This window comes from Syntrophomonas curvata (assembly GCF_052976825.1).
On sequence record NZ_CM129641.1, the window covers coordinates 1,286,133 to 1,307,960 of the forward strand.

Sequence of the window (21,828 nt, forward strand, 5' to 3'; positions counted from 1 at the left end):
TTGATATAAATTACCCAAGGCAGTATAGTCTCTATTAAGCATTGACATAAACCGGCAATACCCGAGGGTTGGCGTCAAAAAACATCAAATAGAGAGATATATTGGAGGGAGTATTGGTGGACTTTGGCTTAAGCGACGAACAGAGAATGTTCAAAAGAACCTTTGCCGATTTTTCGGATGAGGTTGTAGCCCCCGGAGCGGAAGAGCGGGATGAGAAGGAACAGTTTGATGAGGAATGCTGGAGAAAAATGGCCGAACTGGGCTTGGCCGGCTTGATTGTACCGGAAGAATATGACGGCACCAATGCCGGCGCCTTGGTGTATGCCATGGCCGTCGAGGAAATATCCCGTAATTGTGCCTCCATGGGCGTAACCCTGTCAGCTCATACTTCGTTGTGCACTTGGCCCATATTGCATCTGGCCAATGAAGAGCAGAAACAGAAATGGCTGCCCCGGCTGGCATCAGGTGAAAGCCTGGGAGCTCTGGGCCTGACCGAGCCGGGAGCAGGTTCTGACGTAGGCGCTACGGCGATGACCGCAGTCAAAGATGGTAATTCCTATATACTGAATGGCACCAAGATATTTATCACCAACGGCTACTATGCCGACATCTATGTCAACCTGGTCCGTACCGGAAGCAAAGACCAGAAGCACGGCAACAGCAGTTATATCGTAGTGGAAAAAGGAACTCCCGGCTTTACCTTCGGCAAGAAGGAAAAGAAAATGGGTATCCGCTCTTCGGCTACCTACGAATTGGTATTTGAGGATTGCAGGGTACCTGCCGAAAACCTGATTGGCAATGAAGGCGACGGCTTCAAGCAGACCATGCAGGTCCTCAACGGCGGTCGCGTAGGGATAGCTGCCCAGGCTCTGGGAATTGCCGAAGGAGCTTTCCGTCATGCCTTAGCCTTTGCTCTGGAGCGGCAGCAGTTCGGCAAACCGGTCTTTGCCAACCAGGGGGTATCTTTCAAACTGGCCGATATGGCTATGAAGGTTCAGGCTGCCAGAAACCTGGTTTATGAAGTGGCCTGGAGGGAAGATGCCGGCCTCTCCTACCAGAAGCAGGGGGCATTTGCCAAATGTTTTGCTGGAGATGTGGCCATGCAGGTAACCACTGAAGCGGTGCAGGTACTGGGCGGTTACGGCTATACCCGTGACTATCCGGTAGAAAGAATGATGCGTGATGCCAAGATCACCCAAATCTATGAAGGCACCAATGAAATTCAGAGGCTGACCATTGCCAACTGCCTGAAGCGCGGTGACATCTTCAATTACGAGTACTAAAAAGAGGTAATTAGCCCTATACTAGAAAACGGGAGTAATCCCGTTTTCTTATTTATAATGAAATTAGGAGTTCTGGCAGGGAAATATGAGATGGGAATAGAAAAGTACTTTCTAATAGAGGACTTGGCAAAGGGGGAGTGTAGGTGCGGCTGGCAGTCTATCCGGGGAGTTTTGACCCGGTTACCAATGGTCATATAGACATCTTGGAGAAAACCAGCAAAATCTTTGATAAAATAATAGTCGCCGTAGTACACAACGTAAGTAAAAAGGCGCTATTTACACTCGACGAGCGGGTAGCATTGATTCGAGAAAGCAGCAAACACCTGGTTAATATTGAAGTTGAATGCTTCAGCGGCCTGCTGGCAAATTATCTTAGTGAGAAAAATGCCTGCGCCATTATCAGAGGCTTGAGGACGGTAGCTGATTTTGAGTATGAAATGCACATGGCAATGATAAATAAAAAGCTTATGCCGGGATTAGATACCATTTTTGTAATGTCGGACAGCAAATATATTTTCGTAAGCTCCAGTATCATCAAAGAAGCCGCCCTGCTGGGAGGGGATATAAATGGACTGGTTCCGGAGGTCGTAAAGAAGGGGCTGGAAGAAAAGCGGAGGCAGCTGAATCTGTAAAAAGTGGGACTACCAATAGGGTAGTCCCGTTTTTTACTAATAGACAGTCACCCGTACTTTTCTGATTCCCCAGTTTAGTGCCTGTTGGTGGGTAGAGAAGCAGAGGTCAATCCTGTTCCCTTTAATAGCATTACCCTGATCGGCTGCTATAGCGCTACCATAGCCTTCAATATACAGCCTGCTGCCCATGGGAATTACCCGAGGGTCTACCGCGGCTATACCTTTCCTTAACGGATATCCGAGGTAAGAAGGCTGTCCGCCATAAGGGTAGTTGCATTTTGCGCAGGGGCAATATCCGGTTGCTACCAATGAAATGGTTCTGGTTCCGCGAGACGGAACATAGGCAGGAGAGCCTAAGCGCAAACCTAAAGCCTTTTGGGTTTGGGGTCCTACGATGCCATCTACGCCCAATCCGGCATCACGCTGGAATCTGATTACCGCAGAATATGTTTGGGAACCGAAAATGCCGTCGGCATTTCCACACCAGTAGCCTTTAGAATTGAGGGCTTGCTGTACTTGTACCACAACATTCCCCCGAGAACCTATGGACAGATTAGGATCTGCAGCTACAGCTTGCTGGGCGTTTACTAGTATTAGTCCTGTAAAGAGCAACATTACCATTAGAAGGGGAAAAATAATCTTCTTGCTTAGCATTAAAGACTCCTTTCTAAACTGTTTTTTGTTTCTGGCATAAACTGGTCAGGCATTAATAGCAGTTTAGCAAGGCAGCAAACCAAATATGGCCTAATTGTAAGCAAGAAGCCTAAATGGGACAAACCGGTTATTTTTACTGTGCATGGGATAATTTAAGCTGAGCAGTTATTGTTCCGGCAAATGTTTTATAAACCATAAAGATGCTGGGAGTAACTGTCTGATGGTATTATGCGCCAATGGCGGGCCAAACCGCATAACAGCCAACAACAGTCTCTATCCTGCAAGTTAAGGATAATCAAGCGCTAATTATTCTGTGACCAGTTTTAAATCGTGAATACAGCGCAGTGCTAAATCCTGGTATAATTTCACCCCGATCTGGTTATAAATTCTATTTTGCTCGTCCAGATCTTTGACTACCCGGGCAGGATTACCCATAGCTATCTTGGCTTTAGGTACCGTGCGGCCGGGAGGAAGCACGCTGCCTGCGGCCAGAAGGCTATCGCTCTCCAGCTCACAGCCGGAAGATATTATGGAGCCCATGCCGACGGTGACATTTTGCTGCACCAGGCAGGGGCCGTGAACTATGGCACTATGCCCTATAAGGCTGTTCTCCTCGATTATGGCTATAGTTTCCGGTTCAGAGTGAATAATACAGTTCTCCTGGATATTAGTGCCGCTGCCGATAACGATTTTTCCGTAATCACCCCTGATCACTGCTCCTGCACCAACGTAGCAGCGCTCGCCCAGTTCCACTTCACCGATTATTACCGCCTGCGGGTGAACAAAACAGTCTTTTCCTATCGCCGGACGCTTGCCTTCGAACTCATAGATGGGCATGCCAAAGCTCCTCCAATCGTTATAATATCTTGAATGCAACGGGAACCGTTTCAGGTTGTACGCGCTGGTATAGTATTTATTAATTACCGCCGCCTGCGGATTTAAGCCGCTGCAGCCTAAATCAATTCCTGTTTTATAATTATAAGATATTTTGTCATTTCTGCCTCAATATTTAGTATTTGTTTTCAAAAGCAGGATTCTATTTTGAAACTGGCGGATTTCTGGGTATAATTACTAGAGAAACAGATAGAAAGGTACACGGTATGATTACGAAAGATTATTTGCTCAAGGCCATAGATAAAGATAAAACGGTGAGAATTACTATAGCTCACACCACTGCTCTGGCAGAGGAAGCCCATCGCCGGCATGACACCTCAGCAACCGCTTCGGCTGCTCTGGGGCGGGTTTTAACTGCCGCCCTCCTTATGGGCAGTGATTTAAAAAACGAATCGGATACCCTTACCTTAAGAATCAACGGGGAGGGAATAGGGGGGGCTATTGTGGCGACGGTTGACTCGCATGGCAATGGCCGCGCCTTTATTTCCAACCCGCAGGCCGATTTGCCGTCCCGTCATCCGGGAAAATTGGCGGTAGGGGAACTGGTAGGGCGTGAGGGCTATCTGGAAGTCATCAGGGACACAGGAATGAAGCAACCCTTTATAGGCAGGGTAAACCTGGTAAGCGGGGAAATCGCGGAAGACCTGACCAGCTACTTCCTGCTGTCGGAGCAGATTCCTTCGCTGGTTGCCCTGGGGGTGCTGGTGGACACCGATCTCAGCGTCAAAGCGGCTGGAGGCCTGATAGTACAGGCCATGCCAGGTGCACAAGATGCTGTTCTGGAAAGCTTGGAAAACAATATCCTGAGCCTGAACAGTATCAGTGATGTTATGGCCCGGAGTCAAGACCTGGAGTCGGTTTTGAAGATTTTGATGGGTGATATGGGCTACGATATCATCGGCCAAAGTCCTCTGGCTTTCCGCTGTACCTGTGACCGAGAGCGGTTGGCGGCTATACTGGCTAATCTTTCCCGGGAAGAATTAGCGGAAACGGCAGAACAGACAGGCAGGCTGGAGGTATCATGCAACTTTTGCGGTGAAGTCTATCATTATGATTGGGCGGAGATCGAAGAATTGAAAAAACAAAAGCCTTAGATTTTTATCTAAGGCCCGGGTTAGTTATATTGCCCTTTGAACTTTACCTGACCGCAGGCACCGGCTGCAAACGTACATCTTTTTGGGAGTCCCGTTAGCTATTACCTTAACCCGCTGTACATTTGGCTTCCATTGACGGTTAGTTCTTATATGGGAGTGGCTGTATTTTTTGCCAAAGGCTACGCTTTTCCCGCAGATTTCACATTTTGCCATTAACTCTGCCCCCTCTCAATCAAGTGCACTTAAATATTTTACCAGAACGACCGGCAAAGGGCAAGAAGCAGGAATAAATATTAGCGTGTAGAATAAACAATTTTATTAACAGGAGGGAAAGATTATGTACAATATAAAAACAAATGAGCTGGGAAATATCACAGTGGAAAAAGAAGTGGTGGAAACCCTGGCCGGTCTGGCAGCTATGGACTGCTATGGACTGGTAGGGATGGTGGCTCAGGATATCCAATCAGGCCTCAGCAGTATACTGGGTATTGAATCCATCCGTAAGGGCGTTTCAGTACGAAGCTCCGAGGATGGACTAATTGTGGATGTATATGTTATAGTCGGATATGGTGTGAAGATCAAGGAAGTGGCCTACAATGTGATGCAGAAGGTGACCTATTTCTTGAACAATAATGCCGGCCTCAATGTTGCTAATGTTAATGTCAATGTCAAAGGAGTAAGGGTTCTAGGAGAGAAATAGGGGAGGATAATGCATTTTGAGTTTGGTCTATATTGATGGGAATGATCTGGTCAGAAGCATTAAAGCAGGCTGCATCAAACTTGAACATAATCGGGATAGGGTGGATCTGCTGAATGTGTTCCCGGTGCCTGATGGCGATACCGGAACCAATATGTATCTGACCCTGTTATCGGCCGTAAAAGAAGGCGAAAAAAACCTTAATCAGCCTCTCAGTAAGGTGGCCAGAGCTGTTTCGATGGGATCTTTGATGGGAGCCCGGGGCAATTCCGGAGTTATTCTCTCCCAGATTTTTCGAGGTTTCGCCCGTACGCTGGAGGGAAAACAAAAAGCCGGTGCACTGGATCTGGCATTGGCCCTCAAGTCAGGATCGCAGACTGCCTATGAGGCAGTTATGAAGCCGGTAGAGGGCACTATACTCACGGTAATACGAGAGATAGCATTGGCCTGTGAAAACGAAGCGCGCAAGGATAGCGATATTGTTGCCACCCTGTTGGCTGGAATAGCTACTGGTTACGGCACGCTGGAAAAGACTCCGTCTTTGCTGCCTATTTTGAAAGAGGCGGGAGTGGTGGATGCGGGGGGACAAGGGCTGATATACTTCCTGGAGGGCGTTGTAGAAGGGCTGGCTCAGGAAAAGGAGATAGAATTAAGCGATTATCGGGAAAAGATGGCTCCAGTGGCTGGAGACAGAGTGAACAAAGAGGATATTAAGCTCGAGTTTCAGTATTGCACCGAGGTTCTGATTAAGGGCAGAAGCATGGCAGTGGATGATATCAAGGACCACCTCCGGCCGTTGGGAGACTCCATGCTGGTAGTTGGAGACGAGGAACTGGTTAAGGTTCATATTCATTCCAACCACCCCGGCAAGGTGCTCGAGACCTGTCTGCAATGGGGACAATTAAGCGATATCAAGGTGAATAATATGCTGGAAGAGGTTCATGAGCATATTAACAACTGGGATAACGCCCCCCGGGCGGTAAATGCCGGCCCGGCCAAAAAACTGGGCCTGGTTGCGGTAGGTGTAGGCGAGGGGATTATAGAGGTATTGAAAAGCCTGGGCGTGGATGAGGTGGTTGAAGGCGGACAGACTATGAATCCCAGTACCGAAGACCTCTTAAACGCCTGCAATAAGGTTAATGCCGAGTCGGTCATAATTTTTCCCAATAACAGCAATATAATTATGGCAGCGCGCCAGGTGGTGGAACTTTGTGCTAAACAGGCGACGGTGGTTCCAAGTAAATCTGTGATGCAGGCCATTACCGCGCTGATAGCCTATGACCCGGCAGGAGAGATAGCGGAAATTGCCGCCGCCATGATAGAAGAGATGGAACAGGTTGAATACGCTGAAGTAACTTATGCGGTAAGGAATTCAACCATAAACGGACTGACTATAGCCGAAGGCGATATCATTGGTATCTTAGGTGATGAGATTACGGTCACCAGCAGCACTCCGGAAGATGCTCTGCTGAAGCTGCTGGAGTTAATGGTGACCGAGGATAGCAGCCTGATTACCTTTTTCTATGGTGATGAAACTGATGAGGACGATGCCGGCAGGGTCAGGGACATCGTAGTAGAACACTACCCTGATTGCGATGTGGAATACCACTATGGTGGTCAACCCCATTATAGCTACCTGGTATCGGTAGAGTAAAAACCGGCTGCTGTTGCTGGTATTAAAGGCAGAAAATCAAGTATTTTCTGCCTTTTTGAATATCCGGGGAGGTTATTATGGACAGGCTCTTACATGACCTGCAGTATATTAAGGGAGTAGGGCCCAGAAGAAGCAAGCAATTACACCGTTTGGGCCTGGATTCTGTTTTTGACCTGTTATGGAATATTCCCAGGGCATATTTTAACCGGAGCAATACCACTCCCATTTCCTGTTTGCAGAACGGCCAACCGGCAAGTATCAGGGGAAAGGTCGGTGTCACTGCAACCAGCCGCAGCCGTGGCGGCATGATTATTTTTAAGGCTCTGGTACAGGATCAGTCGGGAACGGCTACAGCGGTTTGGTTCAACCAGCCCTTTATGAAAGGAGTCATAAAATCCGGCCAGGAGGTCTTTCTGACCGGTAGGGTCAGGTTATCTTATGATGGCGTCCAACTGCAGGTAAGCGAATACGAAGTAATCGCAGATGACGATCCCCATTTTCAAATACTGCCCGTATACGGTCTAACTGAAGGCCTCAGTCAGAAATTGCTGCGCAGCCTTACCCTCACCAGCTTAAGGGAATATATAGGCTTTTATCCCGAGATATTGAGCGAGGAGTTAAAGCAGAAGTATAAGCTCTGCTCGATAGGCTATGCCTTCAATAATATCCACTTCCCTGAGACCAGGGAGTCATACCGGCAGGCCAGAAGGCGGCTGGCAATGGAGGAATTGCTGCTGTTTCAACTCCAGATTGGAAAGGCCGAAAAGCGGGCAGCAGCGGAAGGCTATGTAGTACATAAGGAAAAAAGTGAACTGGTGGGTAAAATAACAGACCGTCTTTCCTTTAAGCTTACCCCGGCTCAACGGCGGGTTGTGAGGGAGATATTTGCGGATATGGAAGCGCCCTGCCCCATGAACCGCCTGCTTCAAGGTGATGTCGGGGCAGGTAAAACGGTAGTGGCGGCTCTGGCCATGGCTAAAGCGGCGGCCAGTGGTTTTCAGGCTGCCATTATGGCTCCTACCGAGATTCTGGCGGAGCAGCATTACCTGACTATGGACAACATCTTCAGCGCACAGGGAGTGGTGGTTGCCCGCCTCACCGGCGGAACTCCCGCCGGTGAGCGCCGTTTAATACTGGAAGGAGTTAAAAACGGGGAGATAGATATTCTGGTCGGCACCCATGCCCTGATTCAAGCCGATATAGTGTTTGACTCCCTGGGGCTGGTGGTCATAGATGAACAACACCGCTTTGGAGTGCGGCAAAGGGCAGCCTTGAGCCGTAAAGGCACGGCTCCTGACGTTTTGGTCATGACTGCCACCCCAATCCCCAGGACTCTGGCTTTAACCGTATATGGCGATCTGAGCCTTTCAGTTATAGATCAGTTGCCGCCGGGCCGCAAAGCGGTTAAAACCCGGGTGGTGAAGCCGGAGGATCGCCTCAAGGTCTATCATTATGTTCAGGAGCAGCTAACCAGAGGGGCTCAAGCCTATGTGGTCTGTCCCCTGGTAGAAGAATCGGAAAAGCAGGACCTGCAAGCAGCAGTATCACTTTATGAGGAATTAAATACCCGCCTGTTTCCGGGCTTAAACGTAGGACTCATTCACGGGCGCTTGAAACCGGCGGATAAGGAAATGGCGATGCGGATGTTTAAACAGGGTCAGATTCAGATCCTGGTTTCCACCAGTGTGATTGAAGTTGGGGTAGACATTCCCAATGCTGCTATCATGGTTATCGAACAGGCAGAACGCTTTGGCCTTTCCCAGCTGCATCAGCTGCGGGGGCGGGTAGGCCGGGGACAGATGCAATCCTATTGCTTTTTGATTGCCAATCCCAAAACTGATGAAGCTGTGGAGAGGCTCCGGGCTATAGAAAGAACTGCGGATGGGTTTCAACTGGCGGAAGAAGACTTGAAGATACGGGGGCCGGGTGAGTTCTGGGGAGTGAGACAACATGGGCTGGACGGTCTGAAAGTGGCTAATTTAAGCAAAGACCTGAAGCTGGTGGAGATAAGCAGGCAGCTGTCCCGGGAGTTAATGTCCTGCCATACCGATATGACAATAGAAAAGTATATAAATTTAAAATTTAATAAATCCAATCAGGTAGCACCTAATTAATTGTATAAATCTGTTTAAATAAATCAACTCAAAATTATAAATGATAATACTGCGGAAGGATTTTTCGCAGTATTTTTATTTAGAGCTTAGGGGGTTGCGAACTATGAAAGGTAAGGAGAAAAAGGGTAACCATGTTGACCGGCTTAAATTTGAAGTAGCACAGGAATGCGGTATTGCTGCGCCGGATAAATCCAAGGATGGCAAGAAAAAATTTAAAAAGTCTTGAAAATACTTCTAGCATATTAGGCTTGGAGAGGGAAAAAATAAGACTAGACCAGGTGAAGGAGGTGAATTTTAAATGGCAACCAACAGCAATCAGATTTTGGTTCCTCAGGCCAGAGCAGCTATGGATCAGTTCAAATTTGAATCGGCTCAGGAAGTAGGCGTAAACCTGAAACAGGGTTACAATGGTGACCTCACTTCCCGCCAGGCTGGAAGCATAGGTGGACAGATGGTCAAGAAAATGATCTATGATTACCAGCAGAGAGCAGCCGGTGGACAGGGTCAGGGACTGAGCATGACTCAAGACCTGAGTTCCATCAAGCAGCAGAATCAGCAGTACTAATATTACCTGAACTCTAATCATACTATCGTTAACAAGCGGATTTTATATATCCGCTTGTTTTCAATTTGAGCGATTATGCCTGGTCGGTGATTTCCCCCCAATTTATAGGTTTATCGGAATCTGATAAAGGCTTATGATATAAACATAATTATAATTATGGAGATTATGGATAGTGGTTCAGATTGCGAAATTAGCAGCCGGTTCTTATTGGCAGCATATGGGTATGAAAGCCGTCGAAGGCAGTGACGGAAAGATCAGAGTTGTCCTGGAAATAACGGATGACCTGCTGCAGATCTACGGCAATGTTCACGGAGGGGTTTTTGCAGGTCTTTTGGATTCCGCCATTGCAGTAGCTCTCAATCAAAAACTGGACGAAAATGAAGGGGCATCAACGGTGGAAATGAAGTTGAATTACCTGCGTTCCGTAAATAAAGGGATACTGTATGCGGAAGGAGAGGTTATCCAGAAAGGTAAAAAAATTATTGTCGGCAAAGGTGAAATCAAAGATGGCACCGGCCAACTGGTGGCCTTTGGAACAGCTACCTTTATGGTCACCAGGTTGACCGCAGAATAGCGCAGCCGTTTAAGTTGCATACAATACCAGTTGCTCCTCGGAGATGCCGGGGAAAAGGGAACGAGCTACGCCCATGGAGATGATTCGGGCGCTGTTTTCAATTATTTCATCTATTTCCTTGGGGGTAACTCCCATACTCCCGCCAAATGGGCTCAGTATTTCCTTGATGGAATTTAATGAGGCGTTTTCGTTATATGAGGCGCCGCTGTTCAAGCAGAATTTTTTCACCGCTTCATTGGCAATAACGGCGGCGCTTACTATGGTAGGGCAGCCAATTGCTATAACCGGAACTCCTAGATCCTCCTGCCTGATAGCGTGGCGGGCATTGCCTACGCCTGAGCCTGGCTGAATACCGGTATTGGACATCTGCACGCTGGTTCCTATGCGTTCAACATTTTGGGCTGCCAGGGCATCGACTACTACCAGCAAGGCCGGTTTGACCTTTTCTACAATACCCTTGATCACTTCAAAGGTTTCCAGGCCGGTAATTCCCAGCACTCCGGGAGCTATGCCGCAAATGGGTCTCATACCCTGAACCAGGGCATCCGGGGCATAACTGTGATAATGCCGGGTAATAGGGCTGTATTCAATAAATTTTGGCCCCAGGGCATCAGCAACCGCTCTCCAGTTGCCCAGTCCGACCAGAAGCACTGTATCCTGAGGTTTAAGATAATCCCCGATCATAGCGTGCATGCTTTTTTCCATGGTTTGAATTATTTCATCCCGGACATAAGGGTCATTTATCTTCAGCGGCGGTGATTCAATGGTGACATAGGTGCCTATAGGGCGGCCCAACTGGTCGGCTCCGGCTTGGTTAAGAACAGTAATAGTAGTGACTTTGATATGTTCCAATTGCTCAACGTCTTCTTTGACTCCGGGTATTTCCTGATTGGCAGCGCCTCGAACCAAGTCGCGGGCTTCAATCGCCATATCTACGTAAGTATTAAAGTCTTTCAGCAGCATGAAATTAAACCTCCTTTGGATTTATTATCCGTTTACCGTATCCTATTTATACATAAAAAATGGCGACTGTTAAGTCGCCATTTGGGGAGAGGAGAATTTTGTAAAGTTGTTGGGGAGGGTTTGTTACCAGATTCTCTCTGGTACTTATATCATTACCCAGCGGGAGAGATAATATACACCATACTAAAAAAAATTTTCTATGATAAAATGATTCTAGCAAAAAAGGGGCCGGCCGAAAATCGGCGAATATATGACAGAGGAGAAGAACTGTGCGTGTAATATCAGGAACAGCCCGGGGGAAACGCCTGCAGGCCCCTCGAGGAACGGATACCCGGCCTATAACCGACATGATTAAAGAGGCTCTTTTCAATGTGCTGGGGAGCGGCATAGGCGGTGCCAGCCTGCTGGATTTATTTGCCGGCAGCGGCAGTGTGGGAATAGAAGCCTTAAGCCGGGGAGCCCGGCAGGTAGTATTTATCGACAATAGCCATAACGCAGTTCGAGTTATAAGGGATAATTTGAATAACTGCGGTTTTACCCAGGGATTTGAATTATACCGCAACGATGTTTTTCGGGCTGTGGAGATACTAGCCAGGCGGAAAACGAAGTTTGATTATATATACGCTGACCCTCCATTTACTGTGGAGGCTATCTTCGGCCCTCTTCTGGAAACGCTGGACAGAACGTCTTTGCTGGCGCCGGATGGAAGCCTCATAATACGCAGTCCCAGGAGGATGATTCTGCCCCTTAAATTAAAATCGCTTCAAGAATATCGAGTAAACAACTATGGGGAATCGACTCTGCATTACTACCGTTTAATCTGAGCTGGCAAATAAACCTGAAGGAGCTGGCAGTTCGGCTCCCAGGCTAAAATATTTTTAATACCTAAATGTACTCTAAGGAGGTAGTCGGATAATGATGGAAATTTACCGGATACTGGATGAACTCGAGCTTATGATAAAAGACAGCAAAAAGGTGCCTCTTTCCAGTGGCAAGGTTGTAATTGAGAGTTACCGGTTCCTGGATAGGGTAGACCGCATTAGGGCTATCCTGCCTGAAGAACTGGAGACAGCCCGTCTGATCATGAGCGAAAAAGAACGCATCGTCAAGGAAGCCTGTGCTCAGGCAGATGATTATGTGGAACAGTCGCGTCATCAGGTAGCACAAATGGTGGATGATAATGAGATAACCCGTAACGCGATGCAAATGGGAGAGGAAATAGTAGCCAAGGCCGAAGAGATGGCACGGGAGATTCGCCGTGATGCCAACGAATATGCGGACGGGGTTCTCACCCATATGGAAATTGTGTTAAAAAAAGGCCTGGAGGCTATCAGCCGGGGGAAAGATGAAATAAGGGAATCCCAGGCGGAGGATTATTGATTTTGCCAACAGAGGCTTACCAACATCATCAGCCCAATTAAAATCAAACCGATGACCAGACAGGAGAGGGAAACATGCCAGGCATCAAAGGAATACAGGGCTTTATAGTAAGGGATGGTGAAAGCCCCGATGGCCGAGCGGGGAGCGATGACGGCTTTATAGGTAACGATGGTGATGGTTAACGATAGAATGACTTGAATAAGGCGGGAAAGGATATAAAAGGATAAACGTACCGGTGTACCTGCCATAACGCCCATAACTTGCGCAATAATGGAGAAACCGCTAAAGGCCAGGATGGCACTGACTGCCAGCAGCTTATAAACGAAGTCGGCCTGGGCGGCTAGGACTACTGTCCGGGTACCCAGGGTAATTTCGAACATGCCCATACCGAGACCATAGGCCACCTGATAAGGAAGGGACAGGAAATTAAACATACAGGAGAGCATGGCGGCTACGGCATCCATTGCTCCCCAAACAGCCAGCATACGGGTTAAAACCGAAAATATTATAACAAAGCCTGCAATAGCGAAAATGTTGTTCAGGCTGTTTTTTATGGCATCACTCATCAAGGCCCCAATACCCCGAGGGTTATGGTATTGCAGGAAAGCTTGCCAGGCCTCGACCAACCGGGACTGCTTGTGCCGGGTTATGCAACTGCTGGAGGGAGAGGCACGAAACCGCCAGATAATGCCCAGCAGGATGTTGGACAGATAATGGGAAAAGGCCAGCAGGTATCCCGTTATAGGAGAGGCGAACATGCCTACCCCTATGGCTCCCAGTATGAAAAGGGGACTGGAATTATTGGTGAAAGAGACCAGCCTTTCGGTTTCGTCAGCAGTCAGCAGGTTCTCGTCATATAATTTACGGCTCAGGACAGCGCCGATAGGGAATCCGGAAGCAAAACCCATCACCACTACCAGAGAACTGCAGCCGGGCAAGCGGAAAATGGGCCTCATAACCGGCTCCAGGATAACGCCTATAAAGCTGACAAAACCCAGGCTGACCATAAGCTCGGCTACGATAAAAAAGGGCAGCAAAGCCGGCAAGAGAATTGAAAACCAGAGTTTACAGCCCATCCCGGCAGCAGTTACCGTTTCTTGCGGGCTAATAATCATGAAAGCGGTTAGAATTAATATTATAATGAGGAAAAAGATTCGGGAATAGTTACCCAATATAAACAACCCCAATTCGAGAGGCATGGTGAGCAAGGCATGAGGGGCGCAAGCAATCACACCTAACGTCACCCCTGACTCCTTACTCCAATATATGTTTTTAGATCTGGGGTTTAGAAGAACAATACCTATTACCGGAGGTGGCAGCATGGGATACCGGCCTCGGATTGCCCTGGTGCTGGGTGCGGGAAGCGCCCGTGGGTTGGCCCATATTGGGATATTACAGGTATTCCAGGAAAATAATATTCCCTTTGATTTTATTGTGGGGAGCAGCATGGGAGCAATGGTAGGAGGGATATACGCCTGTGGAGCGGATATGAAAATGCTGGGCCGCATGGTCAGCAATCTGGACGCCAGGCTGTTTTATGACGTACAGCTCCCGCGCATGGGCTTTATCTCCGGCAAGAAAATAATGGAGTTGCTCAATCTGCTGACCAAACGCAAGGAATTTCAGGATACCTGTATTCCGTTGCTGGTAGTGGCCACTGACCTGCTATCAGGGCAGGAAGTAGTATTGGAGGAGGGTTCAATTACGGAAGCAGTTCGGGCCAGCATCTCCATCCCGGGAATCTTTCATCCGATAAAGCGTGACGGGATGATCCTGGTGGATGGCGCCGTGGTGGACCGGCTGCCGGTGGAAGTAGCCCGTGACCGGGGTGCGGACATCGTTATCGCGGTGGACGTTACCTTTGGTGACGGCCGGATAGTCAGTGTAAACAATACCATGGATGTAATTCTGACTGCTATAGATATAATGCAGAAGAAACAATTCGATTTGATATACGATAAGGCAGATATCCTTATCCAACCTGCTGTGAGCGGATTCGCCTCCCGCGATTTTGAAAAATCACAGGAATTGATTGAACTGGGCCGGCAGGCGGCAGAAGAAAAATTGGAGGAGATAAGGGAGAAGATAAGCAGATATGGCGATGATTAGAACTTGATACAAGGGGACTCAAGTGGCTAAAGATAGTATTTCGCTTCCTTCCGCCTTTCATCAAACCGTCAGGAACCGGCAGAGGAATATATTAATAACAATATGTAGTGCAGCATTCCGCGAAAAATGTCGAAAAATAATACACTTTATCTGATTCATTTGGTACAATAATATCCAGTGGTCAGCAAGTCAGCTTAGGTGATGCACTCGACCTTGCTTTTTTCCGGATATTAGTGCAGAAATAAGCGCAAACTGGAACCTGCAATAATTAAAGGAGGCATTTGAGCATGAGCAGTTGGATTCTGGATAACTTCCCTCAAATAGCGCAAGCCATGGCAAGGGTTATTCCCTGGGATTTAGCCTTTGTTACAACTGACCTGGAAAAATTCACCTATCTTGATGATACCAAATTTAAACTGGGCGGTGTACAGGTAGGCAATAATTTCGGCCGTGGCCTGGGTTCCGACACCACAATTAAAAACCGGACCGTAAGTGCCTTTGACCTTGACGACAGTCATTACGGGACCGCGGTAAAAGTCATAACTGCGCCCGCTTTTGATGATGATGAACCGGACAAAATTGCCGGTACTTATGCAGTAGCAATATCGCGGCAAAATGCCTTCGTTTTACAGAAGCTCTCGCAGAGTTATCAACAAAGTATGATTGAAATATCTGCCGCCATTGAAGAAAACGCTACCGCTGCAAGCAATATCAGCAATAGCCAGCAAAACCTGCACCAGAATATAATTTCTATTCAAAATAATGCTGATCAAATAATCAAGATACTTGAAGAAATAAAGAATATCGCTGACCAAACCAAAATGCTTGGCCTTAATGCTGCGATTGAAGCCGCCAGGGCTGGCGATGCGGGCAAGGGGTTTGGCGTGGTAGCCGATGAAATCAGGAAACTGTCAGATTCCTCCAAAGAAACAGCATCCCAAATAAAATCGCTGGTTGAAAGTGTAAACCAGTCCATAACGGTTGCAACTACCAGTTCGCAGACAACCCTTAAAGCCAGCGAAGAGCAGGCAGCGGTAAGTCAGCAGGTTAGTGCCCAGATTCAGGAATTAACCAGCCTTATGCACGAACTCAATCAAGTCGCCCAAGAGATATAGAAAAAATGCTCTGTTTTCAGCCCCCTATACCGGTGGCTAAAGCAATCGAAAACCGACTCCGGGTTCGGTTATTATATGCCGGGGACGGCTGGAGTCGTTTTCAATTTTATGCCGCAGCTGACGTACATAAACCCGCAGGTAATGAGTCTCCTTTTCATAGCCAGGACCCCATATCATGCGCAGGAGTTGCCGATGGGTCAGCACCTTGCCTGCGTTAGCGGCAAGTATCTTCAGTAAATCGTATTCGGTAGGAGTCAATCTGATTTCTTTTCCCCCTACTCTAACCTGACGGCGGGCAAAATCTATTTGCAGATCATCGAACTGGAGTAGCGGTTCACTGTCGCTTGGGGCAGAATGACGCAGGGCAGTACGCATACGAGCCAGCAGTTCGCCCATACTGAATGGCTTGGTAACATAATCGTCCGCTCCGGCATCCAGGGCGGCGATTTTGTCCTGCTCAGCTTCCCGCACGGACAAGATTATAATGGGGACCTGGGACCAGCCCCTGATATTTTTTACCAGTTCCAGGCCATCCATATCGGGAAGGCTCATATCCAGCAGGAGCAGATCGGGGCGGAAAAGCGTGGTCTGACGCAAGCCTTCAGCTCCGCTGGCAGCCAGTTCGGTAATGTAATTGTGCGCTTGTAAAGCCACATGCAATAATCGGCGCATCTGTTCCTCATCATCTATAATAAGTATTCGCGCCCCCCCGGTTTCCATTTCATTTTCCTGTGTCATCTTGCACCACCTTATTGTTTTCCGTACCAGTCATGGGCAGGAAGAATTCCAGAACTGCTCCCCGGGGTGAATTATTGCGGGCACGTATGCGTCCCCCATGGGCCTCGATAATGTTTTGACAGATAGCCAGACCCAGGCCGGTTCCGCTGACATCCCCGGAAGTCTGCAAACGATAGAAGGGATGGAAAACCTGCTCCAGCTCGTTTTCAGGTATGCCCGGCCCCTGGTCAATAACAGCTACCTTTAGCTCTCCCTTATGTTGACCGGCCATTATATGGATGGCAGCATCAATCCCCCCGTATTTAACTGCATTATCAAGAATATTAACCAATACTTGCTCGATCAGGACAAAATCGACCTCTATCAAGGGCAATCCCGGTTCAAGCTCTATGCTGCAATGAAATGGTGGCAAGGATCCTGCTCGCCGCACTGCTACCCCGATGATATCCTGGATATCACACCATTCCTTGTTTAATTGCAGGAAACCGCCTTTTAGTCTGGCCATGTCAAGGAGATTGTTGATCAGCCGGTGCATGCGCAGGGCTCCGTAACGGATATTCTCCAGGAGGGCGCGCCTGGCCTGGGCATCATATATATCTTCCTCTTCCAGAAGGCCGGTAACGGCAGCAATAATTGAGGTTAGCGGAGTTCGCAAATCATGCGAAAGCGAGTTAAAAAGGGCGGTACGGAGGCGTTCCGATTCTGCCGTAAGCTGGGCTATCCGTGTCTGTTCGGCCAGTTGGATGCGGTTAATGGCCGCAGCCGTCAGATTAGCCAGCGCCTCCAGGAACCGTTTCCTTTCCCGGAGCAACTTGTCTTCGCTTTCAGCAGCTTTGATACCCAGGACACCAATAGCGCCGCCTTCAATATTAAGGGGTAAGTATAGTAAATCAGCCCCTGTCAGGGTTTCGGTACCCTTACCAGCCGTTTTGCCATGTTCCAACACCCAGCTTGCTACGGCCCTTTCATTGTCTGCCAAATTATCCTTGGATAAGGTTGGACTGCTGGCTCGCAGTTCCAGCTTCCCGTCATCCGGCATCAGTATAACAACCTTACCTCCGGTTACTTCGGTAATTTTTTTGATCGCTGTGCTCATCACCTCATCTATTCCATCAGCGGCTCCGATTTCCCTGCTCAGGCTGTATAATGCGCCTATCATGGCCTCTCGTTGGTGGGCATGGTCGATTTGCCGACGTAAGCGGGAGGCCATGGTACTGGTAACCCAGGCGACCAGCATAAAAATGAAGAAGCTTAAGAGATATCTCAGATCAGCCACTGACAAACTAAGCTGCGGCGGAATATAGAAATAATCCAGAGCCAGGGTGGCACATACGGCAGCGGTAAGGGCCACCCTGCGCCGGCATTTGACTGCACTGTACAATACCGGCAAAAGATAGATCATAGCTGCGTTTACCAATCCCAATTGCTCAATAAACGGCTTTATTATTCCGGTAGTAAGCCCTATCATTAAAGCTGCCTTCAGGTAGGGGAGAAGACGGAAGATATTCCCGGTCTTTTCCGGCAGCCAATTGCCGCCGTCACTATCCTGAACAGCCTGACCCGGTATGACATGGATACTGAAACCCTCGCTGCGGCGGATGACTTTATCCACTACTGAACCTCGCAATAATTCCATAAACCTCGAGCGCAGCGGCTTACCGATAACTACCTGGGTCACATTGCGGGATAAAGCAATTTTAAGCAGTTCGGCAGCAATATCGGTTCCACTGGTATTTATTATCTCTCCGCCCAGTTCTTCCGCCAAACGCAGGTTGGCAAACAAACGATCCCTGGCCGTACTGCTGCTGCCAGATTCCGGGGTTTCCACATAAACCACCAGCAATTCAGCTTTCAATCGCGTTGCCATACGGTGGCCGACCCTAATCAATTTGGCAGCAAAAGGGCTGGAACTGATGCAGACCATTACCCTTTCCCCGGCCGGCCAGGGGCCTTCAATGGCATGAGCCCGCATGTAGGTTTCCATCTGTGAATCCACCATTTGCGCAGTAAAGCGCAGGGACATTTCGCGTAAGGCATTTATATTGCCGGCCCGGAAGAAATTTTTTACCGCTTCGGCTACCTGATCAGGAACATACACTTTGCCTTCATGCAGTCTCTGCAGCAATTCTTCGGTGGGAATATCAATCAATTGTATTTCCGCTTGCTTCAATACCGTATCAGGTACGGTTTCATGTACGGATATACCGGTTATCCGGGCTACAATATCATTCATGCTTGCCAGGTGCTGGATATTGACCGTAGTATAGACGTCAATGCCTGCAGCCAGGACTTCTTCCACATCCTGACAGCGCTTGATGTGGCGGGAACCTGGAATATTGGTATGAGCCAATTCGTCGATCAGGACTATATCCGGCCTGCGGGCCAGCACGGCGTCCAGATCCAGTTCCTGAAAATGCTTGCCCCGGTAGTCCATCGGCCGGGGAGGCAAAATCTCCAGGCCTTGAAGCAGGGCTTCGGTCTCCTTACGGCCGTGCGTTTCCACCCAGCCTATGACAACATCCGTACCTTCACTGACGCGCTCCCGGGCTGCTTCCAGCATGGCATAGGTCTTGCCGACCCCGGCCGCCGCGCCCAGAAATACGGTCAATCGGCCCTGGCCCTCGGTTTTTAGGCTGGCCAGCAGGGCATCCGGATCGATTCGTTTATTGTTCAATGTATACCATCCCTTTTACCTGATTTCTTTATCCAGTGCCAGGTTGAGCTGCAATACATTTACCCTCGGCTCACCCAGTATTCCATATTCCCTGCTTTCTATCTGCTTGACCAGCACCGCCTTAACCTTATCCCCAGGTACTTTTCTGGCTGCAGCCACCCGTTCACATTGCAGGTAGGCTGCCTGGGGGCTGATATGGGGGTCCAAACCGCTGCCCGAAGCAGTCAGGATATCTGCAGGTATCTTCTGATTTTCAGCAAGCTTATTCTCGCTGCGAACCATCTTTTCCTGCTGGGCAATCCTATACAAAAGCTCCGGGTTGGTGGGGCCCAAATTAGAGCCTGATGAAGCTGCAGCGTCATAGCCGCCCCCGGCCGCCGAGGGGCGGCCATGAAAGTATCCGGGACGGCTAAACGGTTGCCCAATCAGTTCCGAGCCTACCGCCTTACCCTTATGATAGATAATTGAGCCGTTGGCCTGGCGGGGAAACAGCATTTGGGCAATTCCGGTTACCAGCAGGGGGTAGATGATTCCCAATAGAAGCGTCATTATAACTATCATCAAAAATGAGTTCTTGATTACTTTGCTCATGGTCTTAAGTCTTCCTTTCCCGAAATACTATTGGTTTAAGCCATACCCAGCATACCCAGGACAAGATCTATTAGTTTAATGCCGATGAAAGGTATTACTAACCCACCCAGTCCATAGATCAGAAGGTTGCGTTTCAAAATGGCGTCAGCGCCTAGAGACCGATAACCAATTCCTTGCAGAGCCAGGGGAATCAGCGCAATAATAATGAGGGCATTGAATATTACCGCTGACAGAATAGCACTCTGGGGAGTGGTCAGATTCATTATGTTCAACCGGCCCAATTGGGGATAGGTGCCGGCAAAAATAGCCGGAATGATGGCAAAATACTTGGCTACATCATTGGCAATACTAAAGGTTGTCAGTGAGCCGCGGGTTATAAGCAGCTGTTTGCCGATCTCAACAATTTCAATCAATTTGGTGGGGTTGTTGTCAAGGTCCACCATATTGCTGGCCTCTTTAGCTGCCTGGGTACCGCTGTTCATAGCTACCCCCACATCGGCCTGGGCCAATGCCGGGGCATCATTGGTTCCGTCTCCGGTCATGGCTACCAGGTGTCCCATAGCTTGATGTTTCCTGATTAATTGCAGCTTGGTCTCAGGAGTGGCTTCAGCCAGGAAGTCATCTACTCCGGCTTCGGCAGCGATAGCGGCTGCGGTTAACGGGTTATCACCGGTAATCATGATGGTCTTGATGCCCATGCGCCGCAGCCGGGCAAAACGCTCCTTTATACCGCCCTTTACCACATCTTTTAGGTTAATGACGCCCAGAGCCTGTTGGTTTTCTACCACCACCAGCGGGGTAGCGCCTCTCTGGGCAATACCGTTGGCAATATTACCGATTTCAGGGGTTAGTTCCTTGCCCTGGGATTGCAGGTAGCCTTTAATAGCATCAACGGCTCCCTTCCAGATTTCGCGACCTTCTAATTTTACTCCGCTCATGCGGGTATGGGCGGAAAAAGGTATAAATTGGGCGCCCATTGCTATAATGTCCCGTTCCCTTAAACCGTACTGATTTTTAGCCAGGACTACTATGCTCCTCCCTTCAGGGGTTTCGTCCGCCAGTGATGACAGTTGGGCAGCATCTGCCAATGCCCGGGCACTTATTCCCGGAGCGGGGATAAATTCCACAGCCATACGGTTACCCAAAGTGATAGTGCCGGTTTTATCCATAAGCAGGACATCGACGTCCCCGGCCGCCTCAACGGCTCGACCCGACATAGCCAGTACATTGTGCTGGAAAAGCCGGTTCATACCGGCAATGCCGATGGCACTCAGCAGTCCTCCGATAGTGGTAGGAATCAAGCAGACCAGCAGGGCAGCAAGCACCGGTACAGATACGGCGGCTCTGGAATAGAGGGCAAAGGATTCCAGCGTGCTCACAGCTATCAAAAAGATAATGGTCAAGCCTGTCAGTAGGATCGTTAAGGCGATTTCGTTGGGGGTTTTCTGACGTTGGGCGGCTTCTACCAGATGGATCATCTTATCCAGGAAAGTTTCTCCCGGATCAGCCGTAATCTTTACGATAATCCAATCCGAGAGCACCTTGGTTCCTCCGGTAACTGAACTGCGATCCCCGCCCGACTCCCGGATTACCGGAGCTGATTCGCCGGTAACGGCGCTTTCATCCACGGAAGCGATTCCTTCCACCACTTCGCCGTCGCCGGGAATGATGTTCCCGGCCTCGACCTTAACCAGGTCCCCCTTGGCCAACTCTGCTGCCGGTATTTTTAAAAGAATGGAACCGGACACTTTTTGGGCGATAGTTGCCGTACGGGTATTGCGCAGCTCGGCTGCCTGGGCCTTGCCTCTTCCTTCGGCTGCCGCTTCGGCAAAATTGGCGAAAAGAACGGTAATCCAGAGCCAGAGGGCTATTTGCGAATTGAGCCCGATACTGTTGTATTGTCCTGTCAATGCGTCCCGTAAAACAAAGACAGTAGTTAAAAGAGCCCCGGTCGCCACCACGAGCATAACCGGATTACGCCACAGCAGGCGAGGATCGAGTTTTTTAATTGCTTCCCCTAGCGCTTGCTTTAAAATAGCTGCGCCAAGAGGTTGCTCTTTACGTTTCCGGTGAGATGTCCCTCGGATAATTGCCATT

22 protein-coding genes are annotated in these 21,828 nt (G+C 48.9%); 13 read left to right on the forward strand and 9 right to left on the reverse strand.

The features are described 5' to 3' along the window. Positions 1 to 116: 116 nt before the first annotated feature. Positions 117 to 1,283, forward strand: a complete 1,167-nt coding sequence (locus ACU70B_RS05700; protein ID WP_447185383.1) for an acyl-CoA dehydrogenase family protein — start codon at positions 117 to 119, stop codon at positions 1,281 to 1,283. Positions 1,284 to 1,426: 143 nt separating this feature from the next. Further along, positions 1,427 to 1,915: a pantetheine-phosphate adenylyltransferase gene (gene coaD, locus ACU70B_RS05705; RefSeq protein ID WP_447185384.1), complete on the forward strand. Its 489-nt coding sequence runs from the start codon at positions 1,427 to 1,429 to the stop codon at positions 1,913 to 1,915. Positions 1,916 to 1,951: 36 nt separating this feature from the next. Here the strand turns inward: coaD and ACU70B_RS05710 are convergent, their stop codons facing one another. Together ACU70B_RS05710 and ACU70B_RS05715 are read right to left on the reverse strand one after the other, a co-directional pair. Continuing rightward, entirely contained in the window at positions 1,952 to 2,569 is a 618-nt protein-coding gene (locus tag ACU70B_RS05710) for a 3D domain-containing protein (RefSeq protein WP_447185385.1), read from the reverse strand. A gap of 306 nt (positions 2,570 to 2,875) precedes the next feature. Next, on the reverse strand, positions 2,876 to 3,406 hold the full coding sequence (locus ACU70B_RS05715) for a gamma carbonic anhydrase family protein (protein WP_447185386.1): 531 nt from the start codon (positions 3,404 to 3,406) through the stop codon (positions 2,876 to 2,878). 263 nt (positions 3,407 to 3,669) lie between these two features. On the opposite strand from ACU70B_RS05715, the gene hslO reads away from it, so the two are divergent. Further along, the gene (hslO, locus tag ACU70B_RS05720) at positions 3,670 to 4,557 is read left to right on the forward strand and encodes an Hsp33 family molecular chaperone HslO (protein WP_447185387.1); all 888 of its coding nucleotides are present in this window, start codon (positions 3,670 to 3,672) and stop codon (positions 4,555 to 4,557) included. Between the two features lie 24 nt (positions 4,558 to 4,581). Here the strand turns inward: hslO and rpmB are convergent, their stop codons facing one another. Beyond that, entirely contained in the window at positions 4,582 to 4,770 is a 189-nt protein-coding gene (gene rpmB / locus ACU70B_RS05725; RefSeq protein WP_447185388.1) for a 50S ribosomal protein L28, read from the reverse strand. A gap of 124 nt (positions 4,771 to 4,894) precedes the next feature. On the opposite strand from rpmB, the gene ACU70B_RS05730 reads away from it, so the two are divergent. The 6 genes from ACU70B_RS05730 (at position 4,895) to ACU70B_RS05755 (ending at position 10,161) form a co-directional block, all read left to right on the forward strand. Next, positions 4,895 to 5,257: an Asp23/Gls24 family envelope stress response protein gene (locus ACU70B_RS05730; protein WP_447185389.1), complete on the forward strand. Its 363-nt coding sequence runs from the start codon at positions 4,895 to 4,897 to the stop codon at positions 5,255 to 5,257. 16 nt (positions 5,258 to 5,273) lie between these two features. Beyond that, positions 5,274 to 6,908, forward strand: a complete 1,635-nt coding sequence (gene fakA / locus ACU70B_RS05735; RefSeq protein ID WP_447185390.1) for a fatty acid kinase ATP-binding subunit FakA — start codon at positions 5,274 to 5,276, stop codon at positions 6,906 to 6,908. Positions 6,909 to 6,985: 77 nt separating this feature from the next. Further along, entirely contained in the window at positions 6,986 to 9,022 is a 2,037-nt protein-coding gene (recG, locus tag ACU70B_RS05740; protein WP_447185391.1) for an ATP-dependent DNA helicase RecG, read from the forward strand. Between the two features lie 103 nt (positions 9,023 to 9,125). Then, entirely contained in the window at positions 9,126 to 9,248 is a 123-nt protein-coding gene (locus ACU70B_RS05745) for a hypothetical protein (protein ID WP_447185392.1), read from the forward strand. A 72-nt stretch (positions 9,249 to 9,320) separates the two neighbouring features. After that, positions 9,321 to 9,587, forward strand: a complete 267-nt coding sequence (locus ACU70B_RS05750; RefSeq protein WP_447185393.1) for an alpha/beta-type small acid-soluble spore protein — start codon at positions 9,321 to 9,323, stop codon at positions 9,585 to 9,587. Between the two features lie 172 nt (positions 9,588 to 9,759). Then, complete coding sequence (locus ACU70B_RS05755; RefSeq protein WP_447185394.1) at positions 9,760 to 10,161, forward strand: PaaI family thioesterase; 402 nt, start codon at positions 9,760 to 9,762, stop codon at positions 10,159 to 10,161. A 9-nt stretch (positions 10,162 to 10,170) separates the two neighbouring features. On the opposite strand, the gene gpr is transcribed toward ACU70B_RS05755, so the two are convergent. Continuing rightward, entirely contained in the window at positions 10,171 to 11,124 is a 954-nt protein-coding gene (gene gpr / locus ACU70B_RS05760) for a GPR endopeptidase (protein WP_447185395.1), read from the reverse strand. Between the two features lie 269 nt (positions 11,125 to 11,393). Between gpr and rsmD the strand changes: the two genes are divergently transcribed. Both rsmD and ACU70B_RS05770 read left to right on the forward strand, forming a co-directional pair. Beyond that, on the forward strand, positions 11,394 to 11,948 hold the full coding sequence (gene rsmD, locus ACU70B_RS05765; protein ID WP_447185396.1) for a 16S rRNA (guanine(966)-N(2))-methyltransferase RsmD: 555 nt from the start codon (positions 11,394 to 11,396) through the stop codon (positions 11,946 to 11,948). Between the two features lie 91 nt (positions 11,949 to 12,039). Beyond that, on the forward strand, positions 12,040 to 12,504 hold the full coding sequence (locus ACU70B_RS05770) for an ATPase (RefSeq protein ID WP_447185397.1): 465 nt from the start codon (positions 12,040 to 12,042) through the stop codon (positions 12,502 to 12,504). On the opposite strand, the gene spoVV is transcribed toward ACU70B_RS05770, so the two are convergent. Continuing rightward, on the reverse strand, positions 12,498 to 13,748 hold the full coding sequence (gene spoVV, locus ACU70B_RS05775; RefSeq protein ID WP_447185398.1) for a dipicolinic acid transporter SpoVV: 1,251 nt from the start codon (positions 13,746 to 13,748) through the stop codon (positions 12,498 to 12,500). The two genes, ACU70B_RS05770 and spoVV, sit on opposite strands and share 7 nt — an antisense overlap. 76 nt (positions 13,749 to 13,824) lie before the next feature. Between spoVV and ACU70B_RS05780 the strand changes: the two genes are divergently transcribed. Continuing rightward, positions 13,825 to 14,613 carry a patatin-like phospholipase family protein gene (locus ACU70B_RS05780; RefSeq protein ID WP_447185399.1) on the forward strand — a complete coding sequence of 263 codons (789 nt, stop codon included), beginning with the start codon at positions 13,825 to 13,827 and terminating at the stop codon, positions 14,611 to 14,613. A gap of 287 nt (positions 14,614 to 14,900) precedes the next feature. After that, positions 14,901 to 15,728, forward strand: a complete 828-nt coding sequence (locus ACU70B_RS05785) for a methyl-accepting chemotaxis protein (protein ID WP_447185400.1) — start codon at positions 14,901 to 14,903, stop codon at positions 15,726 to 15,728. Positions 15,729 to 15,764: 36 nt separating this feature from the next. Here the strand turns inward: ACU70B_RS05785 and ACU70B_RS05790 are convergent, their stop codons facing one another. Genes ACU70B_RS05790 through kdpB form a run of 4 tightly spaced genes read right to left on the reverse strand, consistent with a single transcriptional unit; the run spans position 15,765 to position 21,827 of the window. Beyond that, positions 15,765 to 16,466 (reverse strand): response regulator, encoded by a 702-nt coding sequence (locus ACU70B_RS05790; protein WP_447185401.1) that lies wholly within the window; start codon positions 16,464 to 16,466, stop codon positions 15,765 to 15,767. Beyond that, the gene (locus ACU70B_RS05795) at positions 16,450 to 19,140 is read right to left on the reverse strand and encodes an ATP-binding protein (RefSeq protein WP_447185402.1); all 2,691 of its coding nucleotides are present in this window, start codon (positions 19,138 to 19,140) and stop codon (positions 16,450 to 16,452) included. The genes ACU70B_RS05790 and ACU70B_RS05795 overlap by 17 nt, the downstream gene beginning before the upstream one ends. 15 nt (positions 19,141 to 19,155) lie before the next feature. Beyond that, the gene (kdpC, locus tag ACU70B_RS05800; protein WP_447185403.1) at positions 19,156 to 19,731 is read right to left on the reverse strand and encodes a potassium-transporting ATPase subunit KdpC; all 576 of its coding nucleotides are present in this window, start codon (positions 19,729 to 19,731) and stop codon (positions 19,156 to 19,158) included. 35 nt (positions 19,732 to 19,766) lie between these two features. Further along, on the reverse strand, positions 19,767 to 21,827 hold the full coding sequence (gene kdpB / locus ACU70B_RS05805) for a potassium-transporting ATPase subunit KdpB (protein ID WP_447185404.1): 2,061 nt from the start codon (positions 21,825 to 21,827) through the stop codon (positions 19,767 to 19,769). Between the last annotated feature and the right edge of the window lies 1 nt (position 21,828).

Excerpts from the sequence above, each read along its gene's own strand:
- ACU70B_RS05710 (WP_447185385.1), bottom strand. The coding sequence starts at position 2,569 with ATGCTAAGCAAGAAGATTATTTTTCCCCTTCTAATGGTAATGTTGCTC.
- ACU70B_RS05715 (WP_447185386.1), bottom strand. The coding sequence starts at position 3,406 with ATGCCCATCTATGAGTTCGAAGGCAAGCGTCCGGCGATAGGAAAAGAC.
- hslO (WP_447185387.1), top strand. The coding sequence starts at position 3,670 with ATGATTACGAAAGATTATTTGCTCAAGGCCATAGATAAAGATAAAACG.
- rpmB (WP_447185388.1), bottom strand. The coding sequence starts at position 4,770 with ATGGCAAAATGTGAAATCTGCGGGAAAAGCGTAGCCTTTGGCAAAAAA.
- ACU70B_RS05730 (WP_447185389.1), top strand. The coding sequence starts at position 4,895 with ATGTACAATATAAAAACAAATGAGCTGGGAAATATCACAGTGGAAAAA.
- recG (WP_447185391.1), top strand. The coding sequence starts at position 6,986 with ATGGACAGGCTCTTACATGACCTGCAGTATATTAAGGGAGTAGGGCCC.
- ACU70B_RS05745 (WP_447185392.1), top strand. The coding sequence starts at position 9,126 with ATGAAAGGTAAGGAGAAAAAGGGTAACCATGTTGACCGGCTTAAATTT.
- ACU70B_RS05750 (WP_447185393.1), top strand. The coding sequence starts at position 9,321 with ATGGCAACCAACAGCAATCAGATTTTGGTTCCTCAGGCCAGAGCAGCT.
- gpr (WP_447185395.1), bottom strand. The coding sequence starts at position 11,124 with ATGCTGCTGAAAGACTTTAATACTTACGTAGATATGGCGATTGAAGCC.
- ACU70B_RS05770 (WP_447185397.1), top strand. The coding sequence starts at position 12,040 with ATGATGGAAATTTACCGGATACTGGATGAACTCGAGCTTATGATAAAA.
- ACU70B_RS05780 (WP_447185399.1), top strand. The coding sequence starts at position 13,825 with ATGGGATACCGGCCTCGGATTGCCCTGGTGCTGGGTGCGGGAAGCGCC.
- ACU70B_RS05785 (WP_447185400.1), top strand. The coding sequence starts at position 14,901 with ATGAGCAGTTGGATTCTGGATAACTTCCCTCAAATAGCGCAAGCCATG.
- ACU70B_RS05790 (WP_447185401.1), bottom strand. The coding sequence starts at position 16,466 with ATGACACAGGAAAATGAAATGGAAACCGGGGGGGCGCGAATACTTATT.
- kdpC (WP_447185403.1), bottom strand. The coding sequence starts at position 19,731 with ATGAGCAAAGTAATCAAGAACTCATTTTTGATGATAGTTATAATGACG.
- kdpB (WP_447185404.1), bottom strand. The coding sequence starts at position 21,827 with ATGGCAATTATCCGAGGGACATCTCACCGGAAACGTAAAGAGCAACCT.